We start from the raw sequence: 14,306 nt of genomic DNA on the forward strand, positions 1-14,306 counted from the left end.
GGATCAGGCGGCGGGAGCGGCGATCCGCTGGGCGATGCGCTGCATGCGTACGGCGTCGACGGATTCGGCGAGCAGCTCGTACTCGGTGGTGTCGTCGTTGGTGGCGATCCGGACCAGGTTCCCGGCGGCCAACTCCTCGGCAACCAGGTCCTGTTGGCCGCTGTCGGCGGACCAGGCGCGCAGCAGGCCCGGCACGTCCGGGACGGTGTGGGCGACCGGGACGACCGCGTTCGGGGGGAAGGTCGGGTTCCCGGGCCGCGGGTCGAGCCGTTCGGCGATCCATAAGGCACGGTCGCGCATCCACCACAGCGCCAACGCCAAGGTGGGCGCACGATAGGTACCGAGCGGCACGCCGACGCGCTGGCCGCCGCACATGCCGTACGCGGTGACATGGCACAGGAATTCGTCGTGCACGCTTCGCTCCCCCGATCGCAACGCCGAACCCGCGCGGCCGGCTCGCCGCGCGGACTTGCTCTCGCCTCGCAGACTTGCTGTTCGCGCACATCGAGCGATGAAGTGTCACGCAGAGTGACTTGACGAGCGCGCACGGAGGCGCGTTTCGTTCATGACTCAATCGCCCTGTCAGTGAGTATCGCCACTCCTGACACTCTGTCACCATGCCAATTCAGCCAGTCTCCTGGCATATGCGAGCGCGCGATTGGCCGAAACGATTCGAAGGCCCCTCCGACCGGGGGCTTCCCCGGCATGACCTCCGAGGTAATCGACGCTCGTAGGCACGGCCGGGCATCGTTTGCGGTGCCGGATCACGAGGAGGCCGCACACGGCTCCGGACCCGGTTCCCGTCCCATACGTATCTCCTCGACGGAGGGTTCAACGATCATGCCCGCGATTCAAGACCGCTACGAGACCGCCGTCGCCCGCTACTTCGCGGCCTGGAACACCGGCGGCGAGGAGGCGCTGGCCGAGGCGGTCGCCGCCGCCTGGACCGCCGACGGCGGCTACACCGATCCGCTGGCCGACGTACGCGGGCACGAGGAGATCGCCGCCCTGATCACCGCGGCGCGGAAACAGTTCCCCGGCCTCGCCTTCCACCTGATCACGGCCGTGGACGGGCACCACGACACCGCCCGCTTCGGCTGGGAACTGGTGGACGAGGCGAGCGGCTCAGCCCCGGTCGCCGGGTCCGATGTGATCACCCTCGACGCCGAGGGCCGTATCCGGAGCGTGTACGGCTTCCTGGACCGGATGCCGGCGGCAGCCTAGAGGACATCTACCCCGCCGTCTCGCCGTCTCGCCGTCTCGCGATGAGTTTCCCCGTTCCCGGCGGTCTCTTGTTCAAAAGAGGAGCACCGGGAAGCGGAGGACACCACCATGAGCACCCTCGACGAGCCGTTCACCGCGGAGCTGCGGAAAAGCCCCGCCAAGGGCGGCTGGACCTATCTCGTATGGCCCGGGTCCGTCGCCTTCTTCGGTACCCGCGGCCTGGTCAAGGTCCGCGGCACGATCGACGGCCACCCCTTCCGCGGCTCCTTCATGGCCCTCGGCGACGGCACCCACAAGCTGCCCGTCAAGGCTGAGACGCGCGAGGCGATCGGTAAGGAGGCGGGTGAGTCGGTGACCGTCAGGCTGGAGGAGCGCATCGAGGCGTGAAGGTCAGGGCCTGCCTCGCCGAACAGCGGGCCGGAGGCCAAGGCCCAAGGCCCAAGGCCCTGGGCCCCGGGCCCGGCAGGTCAGCCCTTCCCCTCGGTGATCGCGTCGATGCGGGCCAGCTCGTCCGCCTCGAAGTCGAGGTTGGCGATGGCACCGACGCTGTCCTCGATCTGGCGGGCGCTGCTCGCGCCGACGAGGGCGGAGGTGACCCGGCCGCCGCGCAGCGTCCAGGCCAGGGCGAGCTGGGCGAGGGTCTGGCCACGGGACTTGGCGACCTCGTCGAGGGCGCGCAGCCTGCCCACCAGGTCCGCGGTGACCGCCTCGGATTTCAGGAACGGACTGTCGCTCGCCGCGCGCGAGCCCTCCGGGATGCCGTCGAGGTAACGGGAGGTCAGCAGGCCCTGCTCCAGCGGGGAGAAGACGATGGAGCCGACCTGGAGCTCGTCGAGGGCGTCGAGCAGGCCCTCGCTCTCGGGCCGCCGGTCGAGCATCGAGTAGCGCGGCTGGTGGATGAGGAGCGGGGTGCCCAGCTCGCCCAGGATGCGGGCGGCCTCGCGGGTCTGCTCGGCCGAGTAGTTGGAGACGCCCACGTACAGCGCCTTGCCCTGCTGGACGGCCGAGTGCAGCGCGCCCATCGTCTCCTCCAGCGGAGTCTGAGGGTCGGGGCGGTGCGAGTAGAAGATGTCGACGTAGTCGAGGCCCATGCGCTTCAGGCTCTGGTCGAGCGAGGAGAGCACGTACTTGCGGGAGCCCCACTCTCCGTACGGGCCGGGCCACATCAGATAGCCCGCCTTGGTGGAGATGACCAGCTCGTCGCGGTACGGGGCGAGGTCGGCCTTCAGCGCGTCGCCGAGGGCGGACTCCGCGGAGCCGGGCGGCGGGCCGTAGTTGTTGGCCAGGTCGAAGTGGGTGACGCCCAGGTCGAACGCGCGGCGCAGGATCTCGCGCTGCGTCTCGACCGACCGGTCGGGGCCGAAGTTGTGCCACAGGCCGAGCGAGAGCGCGGGCAGTTTCAGACCGCTGCGTCCGGTGCGCCGGTAGGGCATGTCCGCGTAGCGGTCGGGGTGTGCGGTGTACAACGCGACTCCAGAGTGGTTGGCACGGGGGGACCGGGGTCCCGGAGAACCGATGTCCACTCTTTCGCGACCTGGGGGCATTGGTCCAACAGAAGAATCCGATGGGATTCAGCGCCTACGCTTCTCAGTCATGGAACTCCGTCATCTCCAGCATTTCGTCGCGGTCGCCGAGGAGGAGCACTTCACCCGTGCCGCCGAACGGCTGCTGGTCTCCCAGTCGGGTCTGTCCGCCTCCGTACGCTCCTTGGAGCGGGAGCTGCAGACGCCGCTGTTCGTCCGCACGACCCGCCGGGTGATGCTCACGCCGGCCGGGCGGGCGCTGCTGACGGAGGCGGAGCGGATTCTGGCCCAGGTGCGGTCGGCCCGGGAGGCGGTGGCCGCGGTGCAGGGCGTCCTGCGCGGCATGCTGGCGCTCGGCTCCGAGCAGTGCGTGGCCGGGGTCCATGTGGCGGGGCTGCTCGCCACGTTCCGGCGGCAGCATCCGGATGTGGAGATCTGTCTGCGGCAGGCGGGCTCGGGCGCCCTCGCCGAGGAGGTCGCGAGCGGCCGCCTCGACCTGGCCTTCGCCGTGCGGGCGGCCCAGGAGGACACCGACCAGCTGCGGGTCGTACCGCTGTCCAGTGAGCCGATGACCGTCCTGTGCCACCCCAGCCACCGCCTCGCGGCAGCCGGCGCCGCCGTGGCTCCGCAGGAGCTGGGCGGCGAGGTGTTCGTCGACTTCCACCCGGACTGGGGCACGCGGCGCACCACCGACGCGGTCTTCGCCGCCGCGGGCGTCCGCCGGGCCGTCGCCCTGGAGGTCAACGACGTACACAGCCTCCTCGAACTCGTGGACGAGAACCTCGGCATCGCCGTGGTCCCGCGCCACTTCCGGCACAAACGCGACTCCCTGACCGCCCTCACCGTCAAGGGCACCTCCGAGAGCGTGTACGAGACGGTCGCACTGCTCCCGCCGCCACAGGGCACGAGCCCGGCCGCCCGGGCACTGCTGGGGCTCCTCGACCAGCAGATCCCCTGCCCGCCGGACGGCGCGGAAGCGTAGGAACCTCCAGCGGAAGAGGGTCGGTCAGTCGGTCCCGGGCACCCTGGTGCCTCCAGGTGGCGTACACGCAGCCACGTACTGATGGCTCACAGGGGACACCCATGACCGGCACGCGCACCACCCGTCGTACCGTCCTGGCAGGGGGCCTCGCCCTGGCCATCGGCCTCGGGTGACGGCCACCGCGTCCGCCGGCGGCCCACGCACCGTCACCGGAGGGCCGACCGACCCGATCACCCGTATCGCCGACTTCTACGGCGCCCATATCGACGCCCGGAGCGACCCGGAGAACGGCGGCAGGCTCGCCGAGGAGCTGCGGAAGTACTACCTGACGGCCGACCTGCGGAAGAAGCTCGAGGCCTCGGAGCAGGTACAACGCGGACGGCGTCCTGCGCGCCCAGAACACCCCCGCCGCATGGAAGGTCACCGGCAACGGCGCCGCGGACCACACCGAGGCCGGCATCACCTTCACCTGGGGCAGCGGCGCGACCACCGAACTGGTCGTCGACATGACCCGCGACCACAAGATCTTCCACATCGGCGCGAAGGGGGCCGCCGGAAGCTGACTGAATCCCTGCGGTGCGCGTCGGGGAGCGGTGCGGGCTCCGGCCGGATGCCCGATGGTGGACGTATGGATGTGAAGGACGTTCTCATCGACGCGTACGGCCGGATCAAGGAGGAGGTCCACGCCGCCGTGGACGGACTGTCCCCGGCGGACCTCCATGCCCGCCCCGCCCCCGACGCCAACTCGATCGCCTGGCTGGTCTGGCACCTCACCCGGGTGCAGGACGACCATGTCGCCGAGGCCGCCGGGCTGGACCAGGTCTGGCTGTCCCAGGACTGGGAGAAGCGCTTCGGGCTGGCGCTGCCGGCCCGTGACACCGGCTTCGGACACCGCCCGGCGCAGGTCGCCGAGGTGCGGGTCGACTCCGGTGACCTGCTGACCGGCTACTACGACGCCGTGCACGAACAGACGCTGCGGTTCGTGCGCGGCCTCGGGGCCGGCGAGCTGGACCGGATCGTGGACGAGCGGTGGACGCCGCCCGTCACCCTCGGCGTACGCCTGCTCAGTGTCCTGTCCGACGATCTCCAGCACGTCGGACAGGCGGCGTACGTACGGGGGTTGATTCAGCGCGAGGAGGCCGCGGAGAGCGCGGAGGCGGACACGTAGCCCGGCAGGACGACGTCCTCAATGAGGGCGCCCCGCTCGTCGAACGGGATGAAGGCGCTCTTGAGAGCGTTGACGGTGACCGTGCGCAGGTCGTCGAGGGTCCAGCCGGCCTCGTCGACGAGCAGGCTCATCTCGCGGGTCATGGTGGTGCCCGACACGAGACGGTTGTCGGTGTTGAGCGTGACGCGGAAGCCGAGGTCCTTCAGGGCCGTGATCGGGTGCTCGGCGATGGAGGTGGCCGCGCCGGTCTGGAGGTTGGAGGTGGGGCACATCTCCAGGGCGATACGGCGGTCGCGCACCCAGGACGCGAGGCGGCCGAGCTTGCCGTCGACGATGTCCTCGGTGATGCGGACGCCGTGGCCGATGCGCTCGGCGCCGCAGACCTGGAGGGCCTGGTGGATGCTGGGCAGGCCGTGGGCCTCACCGGCGTGGATGGTGAAGGGGACACTCTCGCGGCGCAGGCGCTCGAAGGCGGCCAGGTGGTCGGCGGGCGGGAAGCCGTCCTCGGCGCCGGCGATGTCGAAGCCGACGACACCCGCGTCCCGGAAGGCGACCGCCAGGTCGGCGGCCTCACCGACGCGGTCGAACATGCGCATCCCGCACAGCAGCGTGCCCACGCGGACCGGGGTGCCCTGGGCCGCCGCCCTGGCCATACCGGCCGCCAGGCCCTCCTGCACGGTCTCGACGACCTCGGACAGCGCCAGCCCGCCGTTGACCATCAGCTCCGGCGCGTAGCGCACCTCGCCGTAGACGACGCCGTCCTCGGCCAGGTCGAGCACATACTCCTCGGCGGTGCGCAGCAGGCCCTCGCGGGTCTGCATCACGGCGAGGGTGTGCTCGAACGTGGCTATGTAACGCACCAGGTCACCGGAGTTGGCGGCCTCGTAGAACCAGGCGGCCAGGGCCTGCGGGTCGGTCTCCGGGAGGGTGTGGCCGGCCTCCGCCGCGAGCTCCACGAGGGTGGCGGGGCGCAGGCCACCGTCGAAGTGGTCGTGCAGGACGGCCTTCGGGAGGCGGCGGATGGTGTCGGCGTCGATACGGGGCGCGGTCATGGCGTTCGTTCGTTTCTGTGCGGGTGGTGCGGTGGGATGGGGATGGGACGGGATGGGGAGGTGACAGGGGCGTCTGGTGGCTCAGCCGGTGGCCGGCTGGAGGAGGTCCCAGCGGTTTCCGTACAGGTCCTCGAAGACGGCGACCGAGCCGTACGGCTCGTGGCGCGGCTCCTCCAGGAACCTGACGCCGGCGGCCGACATCCGGGCGTGGTCGCGGGCGAAGTCGTCGGTGTGCAGGAAGAAGCCCACGCGTCCGCCGGTCTGGTCGCCGACCCGGCCACGCTGGGCCTCGTCCTTGGCTCGCGCGAGCAGCAGTCCGCCGCCCTGTCCCTCGCTGCCCGGTTCGACGACGACCCATCGGCTGGCGTCGGGTCGCGGTGCGTCCTCGACAAGCCGGAAGCCGAGCGCCTCGGTGTAGAAGCGGATCGCCTCGTCGTAGTCGTCGACCACCAGGGTGACCAGGGCAATGCGTCTCATCGGGGCCTCTCGGGTGGGGCGCGCGTCGTGCGGGGACCGTCCGAGGTTCGCTCGGGGTTCCCGGGAGGTTATACGTAACACGTGCGGGACGCAAATGGCTTCTCGCACGGTTTCTCCAGGGCGGGGCACGACTGAGGCCCCCCGCCGCGCGGGGGGGCCTCAGGTATCGGGGTCGCCGGGTCCGGCGTCAGGCATCCGCCGTCAGGCGCCGGCATCCGCCGTCATCCGCCGGCATCCGCCGTCAGGCGTCCGGCGATGCCTTGCGGAGGGCGGAGATGCAGGTGGTGAGGGCCTCCTGGAGCTCCTCCAGGCGCTGGAGCATGTCGTCCTCGTAGATGGCGTCGAGGTCGACGGCGTCGTCGAGGGTCAGCTCCTCGAAGACCTTCGTGGCCTTCTGGAGACTGCTGTAGAACTTCGTGCGGCGCTCCTGGACCCGCAGCTCGGGGTCGGCCTGCACGGTCTGGACGACGAGTTCCTTGACGGAGTCGTACGCCTCCGTCGCCCACTCGCCGGTGTCCTCGTCGTCGTCCAGCTCGTCGATGAGGGACAGGTGCCGCTCGGCTTCGGCACGGAGTTCGGCGGTGGCGTCGATGACCTGGCCGGCCGCGGTCTTGACCTGCCCGTTCTCGACGATCTGCCGGACGTAGCCGATCCGGCTGGCCGCCTGGGTCTCGTTCGCGACGGCCTTCTTCAGCTCGTCGGTGCGGGCGATGTCGCGGGCCAGTTCCGTCTGGAGGGAGGTGTCCTCCTTGAGGCGGTCGAGGAGCGCGGTGCGGGCCGCCTGCGCGGTGGACGGGTCGGCGAGGATCGCGGCGCGCAGCGCGGTGGGGTTCTCGGCGACCTCCAGCGCCTTCGTCGGGCGGATGCCCTCGGCCTCGGCGGCCGCCGTGATCGCGGTGCCTCGGTCGGAGGTCGCGCTGGAACGGGAGCTGTAGTACGACAGCCACACGTCCGAGTCCGGCAGGTCGATCTCCGCGCCGGGGGCCAGCGCCTCGAACTGCGGGACCATGCCGTCGTCGGCCGCCTTGTCCCACGCCTTGTAGTACCGCATGACCCGCTCAGGCGAGCACCCGGCCAGCTCGGCGAACTCCTTCGCCGACACCTTCGGCGTCTCCCCCGCCGTCTCCCCGCCGGGCCGCACACTCCGCGCCACCTTCAGTGCGAACGCCCAGCCGCCGGTGCGTGCGTACACACCGAACTCCCGGGCGTCGCGGGCGACTTGCTCGTCCACGGCGTCGGTGGCAATCTCGCCCTCGGGCTCCTGGCCGGGCTCCTGTCCGGGCTCCCGCGCGGGCGTCTCGTCGTCGCCGGCAGCCGAGGATGCCGCGTCGTCGGTCGCGCTCGGCTCGACCCAGTACCCGTCGTCCTGCTGCGGCACGGTCACGGCCGTCCCGTCGGCGGGCGGTACGGCCGATGCGGAGTGGGCGGTGGCTACGCTCACGGGTGACTCTCCCGGGTGGTGACGGAGGGCAGGGACAGAACAGGCAGCCTATATGAACCTGTTGATGCTCCTTTGCCCCGGCTCTGTGTCGTGGGTGCCCTGCCCCTCAGGCTGTGGACGTCCCGCCCTGGTGCACGGCGTCCAGCCGGCCCACCTCGTCCGCCGTGAGCCGGAGGGCGCCGGCGGCGACGTTCTCGGCGAGGTGGTCCGGATCTCCCGTGCCGGGGATGGCGAGGACGTGCGGCCCCTGGTGGAGGGTCCAGGCGAGCCGGATCTGGGCGGGGGTGGCGTCGTGCGCGCGGGCGACGGCGAGTACCTCGTCGTCGTGCGCGGTGCTCGCACCCTCGGGCCCGGCGTCGCCCGCGATCGCGAAGAACGGCACGAACGCGATGCCCTGTTCGCCGCAGACGCGGAGCAGTTCGTCGGCTTCGGGGGCCGGGGCGTGCAGGCCGTACTGGTTCTGCACGCAGACCACGGGCGCGATGGCCCGGGCCTCGGCGAGGTGCCGTGGTTCGACGGCGGAGATGCCGAGGTGGCGGATGAGCCCGGCCTTCCTCAGTTCGGCCAGCGCGCCGAAGTGCTCGGCGATGGAGTCCTGGCGCATCCGGCGCAGATTGACGACGTCGAGGTGGTCGCGGCCCAGCTGCCGCAGGTTCTCCTCGACCTGCCCGCGCAGCTGGTCGGGACGGGCGGCGGTGCCCCACTGCCCCGAGTACTCGCGGTGCGGACCGACCTTGGTGACGATGACCAGCTCGTCCGGGTACGGGCCGCCCAGCGCACTGTTGATCAGTTCGTTGGCGGAGCGCAGTGAGGAGAAGTAGAAGGCGGCCGTGTCGATGTGGTTGACGCCCAGCTCGACCGCGCGGCGCAGCACGGCGATCGACCGCTCTCGTTGCCTCGGTGCCCCCAGGTGGAAGGCGGCACTGCCGGTCAGCCGCATCGCGCCGAAGCCGACGCGGCTGACCGGCAGGTCGCCGAGCGTCCAGGTGCCGGCGGCGCGCGCGGTGATCGCGGTGATCGTCTCCGAGGTCATCGCCGCAGTCTCGCACGCGCGGGCCCGGTGCCCGCGGCGTTCTACGGATAGACGTACGTATTCAGCTCCGCCACCGCTGCTGCCGGGTTACCGAGGTCGTAGTGGTCCACAGCAAGGAAGTTGGGCTTCCTGCGGGCGGCCGGCTGGCAGAACCGCCGGGCACGGTCGGCGAGTTTGGTGTTGTCCGTGGTCGCTGTCGAGGTGATCCCGGCGTCACGGAAGTGGTTCATGACGAACAGCGGCTTGAAGCCGGACTCGGTGCGGGTGAGCGGGATGTTGGTGTCGGCGTCGTACCAGCGGCTGTAACAGGACCAGTCGGAGGCGCCGATGCCACCGCCCATGGACCAGTGGTTCTCGACGGTCCACTCCTTCTGGTACATCACGCCGAAGGTGTCCCGGGTGAGCCCGGCGGCCTGGTCGGCGGAGCGGCTGTGGTCCGTGAAGATCAGCAGCCGGTCGTCGGCGGCGATCAGATCGGCCATCTTCGGCCAGCCGTTGGTCCGTACGCCGGTGAGGTCGGGCCGGTGGAGCACGTCGGACAGGCCGTTGACGCGGGCGAGCTCGCCGCGCAGGACGCCCGGGTCGACGTAGTCCTCCAGGAACACGGTGATGACCTGGTCGGGATTCCGCTTGAGGAAGTCGACCATGCGCTGGATGTCCACCCACAGGGCGACGGGCCTGCTGACGAGGGTGCAGCTGTTGTGGCAGAGGATCGCGCCGTCCGAGGTCTGGTGGATGTCCAGCATGAACCCCCGTACTCCGTCGGACAGTTGCCGATCGACGCCTCGGGACTGGTTCGGCACCAAATTCACGAAGGGCGGGGCGAAGCCGCCGTCGACGCCGTTGGCGTAGGCGTTGTGGGAGGTGAGGAAGGTTACCTGGTCGAGGGTGCGTCGGTCGGCCGGGGGCATGGGGCGGGTGGTCGGCGCGACCGGCGTGAGGTACCAGGCGGCGAGGCCGCTCGACGCGCCGACGGTCAGTTGGGCGGGGTGGTTGGAACCGGCCGGCTTGGCGCCGACCGTCAGGTAGCGCTCCGCGCCGGGGACCTTGAGCCGGTACCGGTCGGAGCCGAGTTCCGTGATGTCCCAGGCTGCGTCGGCGCTCGTACAGGCGAGGGTTCTCGCCCGGTCGCCGGAGCGGCCGAGACAACTGCCCGCCGTGTCCACGCTCTCCAGGACGTATGAGGAGCCGCTCGCCCTCAGTTTCCACCGCTGGTGGTCCTCGTCGCCCTTGGGCCGGTGCTGCTCGACCGCTCCCCCGTTGTCGGCGGCGTTGAGCCCGGTGGTGGCGCTCTGCACGTAGTAGGCACCCGGAGCCGGGACGGCGGCGGAGACGGCGGGGGCGGGAGCCGCGACGACGGCGGTCAGCGCGACGGCGGTCGCGAGCAGGGTGGTGCGGGGTCTCGGCATGACGACGCCCTTCATCGGGACGGGGGGTGGGAGCGGGGGCTGGGCGGTGGACCGGGCCGAGCCCCCGCAGCCAAGTCAGGTGCAAGTCAGTGCTGCAGGCCGGTGCCGGCAATCAGCGCTGACAGTCAGGTGCATGACATCATGCTCGGCGTGTCGGCGTCAGCAATACAGATTGCCGCCCGCCGATGTCCCGAGGATCTGGACGAACCGCTGATACGCGCTCACCCGGCTCTGCACCTGCGCGGGGTTCTTGCCGTCGCACTCCAGGGAGCCGTTGATGCTGCGGATCGTGTGCCCGAAGCCAGCGCTGTTGACCATCGCGTTGTGGCCGGTCATGGTGCCGGGCCCCTTCTGCGTGTTCCAGTACCACAGGGCGGTCTTCCAGGCGACGGCCGCGTCGTTCTGCACCAGCCAGGGGTTGCCCAGCAGGTTCAGACCGAGCGCGTCACCGGCGGCCTTGTAGTTGAAGTTCCAGCTGAGCTGGATCGGGCCCCGGCCGTAGTAGGCCGCCTGTCCGGCCGGGCAGCCGTACGACTGGCTCCAGTCGCAGTAGGTGGGGTAGTTGGCGGTGTTCTGCTCGACGATGTGGACGAGCCCGCCGGTCTCGTGGTTGACGTTGGCGAGGAAGGCAGCCGCCTCCTGCTTCTTCACGGTGTCGCTGCCGGTGGTGGCGAAGGCCGGGTAGGCGCTCATGGCCGCCCGCAGCCCGCTGTACGAGTAGAACGAGTTCCGGCTCGGGAACATCTGGTTGAACTGCGCCTCGCTCACCACGAACCCGGAGGGGTTGGTGGGGCCGTTGTCGCAGGCGTACGGCTCCCAGTACCAGGTGCTGATGGTGGGGTCGTAGCCCGGATTGTCGTGCTCGGCCATGTACGCCTTGCCGTCGGTGTAGCGCACGATGTCGCCGGTGACGTAGGACCGGCCGGCCACCCAGCTCGCGTAGCTCGAACAGGGTGCCGCGGACGCGCTCTGGGCCGGCAGCAGGAGGGGCGTGGAACCGCCGATGACCAGCGCGGTCAGTACGGCGGAGATACGGCGCCTCGACACGGGATCAACTCCTTCGCGGAGCACGGCCGCACCCGGGCAGGGGCCCGAAGGGCATGGCTGGGACGGGCCTCGCGCGCACGCGCCGGCGGGGCCGGCGGCGGCGTGGGGGCGGCCGTGGTGGGGGGTGTGGAGGCACACTCAACCGCGTTGGTCTGTACCAGTCAAGGGTGTAGAGCGGTCAACCCGCATGATGGGAGGTCAGCGGGGTGCGGTCGGAGACTGGCGCGCCGGCTCCGCTACCGGCCGGGCCCGGTTCCTCCCGACTCCGCCAGGGCGGACAGGACTTGGAGGCTCCTGAGGAAACCTTCGCGATCCCCGGCCGGCAGCCGGGCGAGCAGCCGCTCCTCACCCTCCTGGATGGCGCACTGGACGGTGTCCCGCAGCTGTCGCCCGTCGGCGGTGAGGGACAGCAGACGCGCGCGCCGGTCGCCGGGGTCGGGCCGGCGGCGGATCAGTCCGCGGCCCTCCAGATCGTCGAGGACCGCGATGATGCGGGTCTTGTCCGCCCGAATGGCATCGGCCAGCGCGGCCTGGGTACGGATCGGCGTCTCGTCGAGATGCAGCAGTTGTCCATTCCGGCGGGCCCTGCCCGCCGACGACGGGGCGAGCACGCTGGAGCGGATCCTGATGGCCCTGGGCCGATCACCGGGCCGGCATGCCCCGTCCGGCGACACGGCAGCGGACTCGCGCCGCGGGCCGGCCGTCCCTGACACGACATGCTGAGGTCGTCATCGGCACCGGGCGGGACCGACCACAGTGGCCCCGTACTGGTCGGCGTCACCGACTTCAGGCTCGACCGGATCAGGGACCTGCCCGGCGTCCACCGGCAGGCCCGCCGACCGGCCGCGCGCCGGCCTGAGCTCGCGGGGGCCCACGGCATGTGGCTCTGGACGATCCCCACCGCCCGCCGGTGCGGCGCCGTGGCCGTCTGGCGCGACCCGGCCGCCCTGCACGGCTTCATCGTCTGGCCGCCCCACGTCGCCATCATGCGCGCCTACAAAGGACGCGGCACGCTGACCTCGACGACATGGCAGGCGGACGGGTTCGACCCGACGGGAATCCGGGCCCGCGCGCAAGCCCTGCTGAGGGCGGCGCCTTCGGAAGAGAGCCGGCGGCGCCGGGCCCGGTGAGCTCGGCGGGGACGACAGCGTGGCGACCGGTGCCGGCGGCGCCCTCACGCTTCGCGAGGCCCAGCCGCTCGACCGCATGCCACCGGTTGCCTGATCAACCCTCCTGATCGCTCGTCGGTCGGCCCGCCGACCTACCGACCTCCCGGCGCGCAAAGGCGGTGGCCAGCGGCCCAGTTGTGCGCGAGCACCGTGAAAGCCGTCACCCCGGTCCACATGCTCGGGGTGCAGCGGGCGGCCGGGCGCCGTCGGTGCGCACACCCCGACACCCGTGCCGATCTGCCTTGCGCCGAGCGGGAGTTGACCGCAGGACGGGCCCGGAGGCATCCCCCGGCGCGAGCGAACCGTGGGGCGAGTACGGTCCCTTGCACTTGCAGTGCCGGCACCATCCCGCTGCCACGCCTGAAGTGCCGCTGTCCAGAACTGTCCAGAACATGCGCCCGTCCTCCAGCACCGGCGCGAACTCAGTCGTCGGGGCAGCCCAGCCAGTAGCCGAAGCCCCGCCGGGTGTGGATCAGGGCGGGTTCTTCGTGGTCGACCTTGCGCCGGAGGCGGGCGACGAGTTTCTCGATCGCGCCGTGGGCGCGGAACTCGCCCCAGACGTGGCGGCCGATCTGCTCCTTGGACAGCACGCTCTCCGCGTTGGCCAGCAGTTGGCGCAGCAGCCGGTACTCGGCGGGCGTGAGGCACAGTGCCCTGGAGCCGCGGCGGGCCTCGCATGTGGTGTCGTCGAGGACGAGGTCGCCGTAACAGGGCATTCCCTCGGGCCGTTCGGAGCCGCCCCGGCCGCGGAGCAGGGCCCGGGCCCGGTCGAGGACTTCGGCGATGCGTACGGGTTTGACGACGTAGTCCTCGTCGGCGGGCCGGAGGCCGGGGACCAGGTCGTGGAGGGTGTCGCAGGCGGCCAGGAACAACAGCGGGGGCCGGTCGGCCGGTTCCGCCGCGCCGCCCCCGCACGAACCGCTCCGGGTCCGACAGCGCGGCGTCCCAGACGACCAGGTCGTACCGGTCCCGGGCGATCCGCGCCACGCCCTCGGCGCCGGTGACCGCCGCCGCGACCCGGTAGCCGGCCAACTCCATGGTGGTGCTGAGGAGTTCGGTGACTTCGGGGTCGTCGACGACGACCAGGATGTGCTGTCCGTCGCCACGCGGGGACGACGGTTTCTCTGTGAGCAAACTGCGCATGACAAGACCGTTCGCGTAGGGCTTGCGTGGGGGGAATCGCGCCGCGTGTCGTCAGTCGAGGGGCCGGCGTTCGGCGGTGTCCTCGGCGTGCTCGACGAAGTCGTCGGCCAACCGCTGGAAGAGTTGGGCGAGTTGGCGCAGGTCCTCGGGCGACCAGTCGGACAGGGTCATCCCGATGCCCCGGCGACCGGCGTCTCTGATGCGGTCGACGGCGGCCAGCCCGGCGTCGGTGATCTGGACACGCTGGGCCCGGCGGTCGGCCGGGTCGGGGGCGCGGATCACATAGCCGTCGGTCTCCAACTGCCGCAACTGCCGGGTGACATGGGAGGCCTCCACCGAGAGCCGGACCGCCAGGACCCCCGGGCGCAGCGGTTCGCTCTCAGCGATGTGCCGCAGGATCGACACGGAGGCGCGGTCCAGGGACAGTCCGCTCTCGGACATCAGACGCTCGTGCTGACGGGCCCGGCCGGCCAGGTACGCGATACGGGTGAGGAGTCGCTCGATCTCGGTCACGTCCGTCAGGGCGGCCGCTTCGGTGGGGCGCGGGGTGGACATGCGACCACCGTAGCAGGAGTTTGCCTAAGTCAAGCAATAGTGGCCGAGTTGGGCCTGACACGCCGATTCCCCGGACGAACGCC

Annotated in this window: 16 protein-coding genes; 5 read left to right on the top strand and 11 right to left on the bottom strand. The window is 71.1% G+C overall.

The genetic code is table 11. The features are described 5' to 3' along the window. Window positions 1-3 precede the first annotated feature (3 nt). A complete protein-coding gene (locus I8N67_RS28170; protein WP_200306949.1) occupies window positions 4-414 on the bottom strand; it encodes a hypothetical protein in 411 nt (136 codons plus the stop codon). A gap of 426 nt (window positions 415-840) precedes the next feature. Here I8N67_RS28170 and I8N67_RS28175 point away from each other — a divergent pair, with 426 nt between their 5' ends. Beyond that, window positions 841-1,224, top strand: a complete 384-nt coding sequence (locus I8N67_RS28175; RefSeq protein ID WP_200306951.1) for a nuclear transport factor 2 family protein — start codon at window positions 841-843, stop codon at window positions 1,222-1,224. Window positions 1,225-1,332: 108 nt separating this feature from the next. Beyond that, a complete protein-coding gene (locus tag I8N67_RS28180) occupies window positions 1,333-1,611 on the top strand; it encodes a DUF1905 domain-containing protein (RefSeq protein ID WP_200306953.1) in 279 nt (92 codons plus the stop codon). A gap of 80 nt (window positions 1,612-1,691) precedes the next feature. Here the strand turns inward: I8N67_RS28180 and mgrA are convergent, their stop codons facing one another. Beyond that, the gene (gene mgrA / locus I8N67_RS28185) at window positions 1,692-2,690 is read right to left on the bottom strand and encodes an L-glyceraldehyde 3-phosphate reductase (RefSeq protein WP_200306955.1); all 999 of its coding nucleotides are present in this window, start codon (window positions 2,688-2,690) and stop codon (window positions 1,692-1,694) included. A 127-nt stretch (window positions 2,691-2,817) separates the two neighbouring features. Between mgrA and I8N67_RS28190 the strand changes: the two genes are divergently transcribed. Both I8N67_RS28190 and I8N67_RS28195 read left to right on the top strand, forming a co-directional pair. Further along, entirely contained in the window at window positions 2,818-3,729 is a 912-nt protein-coding gene (locus tag I8N67_RS28190; protein WP_200306957.1) for a LysR family transcriptional regulator, read from the top strand. Window positions 3,730-4,357: 628 nt separating this feature from the next. Beyond that, window positions 4,358-4,897: a mycothiol transferase gene (locus tag I8N67_RS28195; RefSeq protein WP_200306959.1), complete on the top strand. Its 540-nt coding sequence runs from the start codon at window positions 4,358-4,360 to the stop codon at window positions 4,895-4,897. Here I8N67_RS28195 and I8N67_RS28200 read toward each other — a convergent pair. The 7 genes from I8N67_RS28200 to I8N67_RS28230 form a co-directional block, all read right to left on the bottom strand. Then, a complete protein-coding gene (locus I8N67_RS28200; RefSeq protein WP_200306961.1) occupies window positions 4,855-5,949 on the bottom strand; it encodes an adenosine deaminase in 1,095 nt (364 codons plus the stop codon). The genes I8N67_RS28195 and I8N67_RS28200 overlap by 43 nt on opposite strands. 81 nt (window positions 5,950-6,030) lie before the next feature. Further along, complete coding sequence (locus I8N67_RS28205) at window positions 6,031-6,426, bottom strand: VOC family protein (RefSeq protein WP_200306963.1); 396 nt, start codon at window positions 6,424-6,426, stop codon at window positions 6,031-6,033. Between the two features lie 241 nt (window positions 6,427-6,667). Next, window positions 6,668-7,867, bottom strand: a complete 1,200-nt coding sequence (locus tag I8N67_RS28210; RefSeq protein ID WP_200306965.1) for a hypothetical protein — start codon at window positions 7,865-7,867, stop codon at window positions 6,668-6,670. Between the two features lie 106 nt (window positions 7,868-7,973). Further along, entirely contained in the window at window positions 7,974-8,900 is a 927-nt protein-coding gene (locus I8N67_RS28215; protein WP_200306967.1) for an oxidoreductase, read from the bottom strand. 41 nt (window positions 8,901-8,941) lie between these two features. Next, the gene (locus tag I8N67_RS28220; protein ID WP_200306969.1) at window positions 8,942-10,309 is read right to left on the bottom strand and encodes a phosphoinositide-specific phospholipase C-related protein; all 1,368 of its coding nucleotides are present in this window, start codon (window positions 10,307-10,309) and stop codon (window positions 8,942-8,944) included. A 159-nt stretch (window positions 10,310-10,468) separates the two neighbouring features. Then, on the bottom strand, window positions 10,469-11,356 hold the full coding sequence (locus tag I8N67_RS28225; RefSeq protein ID WP_200306971.1) for a glycoside hydrolase family 19 protein: 888 nt from the start codon (window positions 11,354-11,356) through the stop codon (window positions 10,469-10,471). A 236-nt stretch (window positions 11,357-11,592) separates the two neighbouring features. Further along, entirely contained in the window at window positions 11,593-11,967 is a 375-nt protein-coding gene (locus I8N67_RS28230; protein WP_307835393.1) for a MarR family winged helix-turn-helix transcriptional regulator, read from the bottom strand. Window positions 11,968-12,072: 105 nt separating this feature from the next. On the opposite strand from I8N67_RS28230, the gene I8N67_RS28235 reads away from it, so the two are divergent. Beyond that, complete coding sequence (locus I8N67_RS28235) at window positions 12,073-12,486, top strand: hypothetical protein (protein WP_200306973.1); 414 nt, start codon at window positions 12,073-12,075, stop codon at window positions 12,484-12,486. Window positions 12,487-12,947: 461 nt separating this feature from the next. Here the strand turns inward: I8N67_RS28235 and I8N67_RS44340 are convergent, their stop codons facing one another. Beyond that, complete coding sequence (locus I8N67_RS44340; RefSeq protein ID WP_307835394.1) at window positions 12,948-13,397, bottom strand: response regulator transcription factor; 450 nt, start codon at window positions 13,395-13,397, stop codon at window positions 12,948-12,950. 322 nt (window positions 13,398-13,719) lie between these two features. Then, window positions 13,720-14,223, bottom strand: a complete 504-nt coding sequence (locus I8N67_RS28245) for a MarR family winged helix-turn-helix transcriptional regulator (protein ID WP_200306975.1) — start codon at window positions 14,221-14,223, stop codon at window positions 13,720-13,722. Window positions 14,224-14,306: the final 83 nt, after the last annotated feature.

The organism is Streptomyces adelaidensis (genome assembly GCF_016598475.1).
Taxonomy (GTDB): Bacteria; Actinomycetota; Actinomycetes; order Streptomycetales; family Streptomycetaceae; genus Streptomyces; species Streptomyces adelaidensis.